The sequence below is a fragment of the Flavobacterium granuli genome (genome assembly GCF_900129705.1).
Taxonomy (GTDB): Bacteria; Bacteroidota; Bacteroidia; order Flavobacteriales; family Flavobacteriaceae; genus Flavobacterium; species Flavobacterium granuli.
This window is the reverse complement of sequence record NZ_FQWO01000033.1, coordinates 1-1,115: the sequence shown is the minus strand read 5'-3', so window position 1 is coordinate 1,115 and position 1,115 is coordinate 1. Positions and strand designations below refer to the sequence as shown.

Here is a 1,115-nt window from a genome sequence, read left to right as displayed (position 1 = left end):
AATGTAACTTGTAATGGCGCCAATGATGGAACCATTACCGTAACTGCGCCTGCCGGTGGTTATGGAACTTATGAATACCGATTGAACACTGGAGCATGGCAATCTAGCGGGAACTTCAGCGCTCTGGCCAATGCTACTTATAGTGTGCAGATTCGCGATGCAGCAAATCCTACTTGTGTAATTGTATTGGGCGACCAAATCATAACGCAGCCAGCTGCCTTGACTGCCGCTGTGGCCAAAACAAATGTAACTTGTAATGGCGCCAATGATGGAACCATTACCGTAACTGCGCCTGCCGGTGGTTATGGAACTTATGAATACCGATTGAACACTGGAGCATGGCAATCTAGCGGGAACTTCAGCGCTCTGGCCAATGCTACTTATAGTGTGCAGATTCGCGATGCGGCAAACCCTACTTGTGTAATTGTATTGGGTGACCAAGAAATTACACAGCCAGCTGCCTTAACAGCCGCTGTGGACAAAACAAATGTGACTTGTAATGGTGCCAATGATGGAACTATTACCGTAACTGCGCCAACTGGTGGTTATGGAACTTATGAATACCGATTGAACACTGGAGCTTGGCAAACTAGCGGGAACTTCAGCGCTCTGGCCAATGCTACTTATAGTGTGCAGATTCGCGATGCGGCAAACCCTACTTGTGTAATTGTATTGGGTGACCAAGAAATTACACAGCCAGCTGCCTTAACAGCCGCTGTGGACAAAACAAATGTGACTTGTAATGGTGCCAATGATGGAACTATTACCGTAACTGCGCCAACTGGTGGTTATGGAACTTATGAATACCGATTGAACACTGGAGCTTGGCAAACTAGCGGGAACTTCAGCGCTTTGGCCAATGCTACTTATAGCGTGCAGATTCGCGATGCGGCAAACCCTACTTGTGTAATTGTATTGGGCGACCAAATCATCACGCAGCCAGCTGCCTTGACTGCCGCTGTAGCTAAAACAAATGTGACTTGTAATGGCGCCAATGATGGAACTATTACCGTGACTGCGCCAACTGGTGGTTATGGAACTTATGAATACCGATTGAACACTGGAGCTTGGCAAACTAGCGGGAACTTCAGCGCTCTGGCCAATGCTACTTATAG

At 47.5% G+C, this 1,115-nt stretch carries 1 protein-coding gene; it reads left to right on the top strand.

Features of this window, described 5'->3' with window-relative positions:
• Positions 1-1,115: SprB repeat-containing protein (locus BUB25_RS16315; RefSeq protein ID WP_211517664.1), on the top strand; the 1,115-nt coding region annotated here is incomplete at both ends.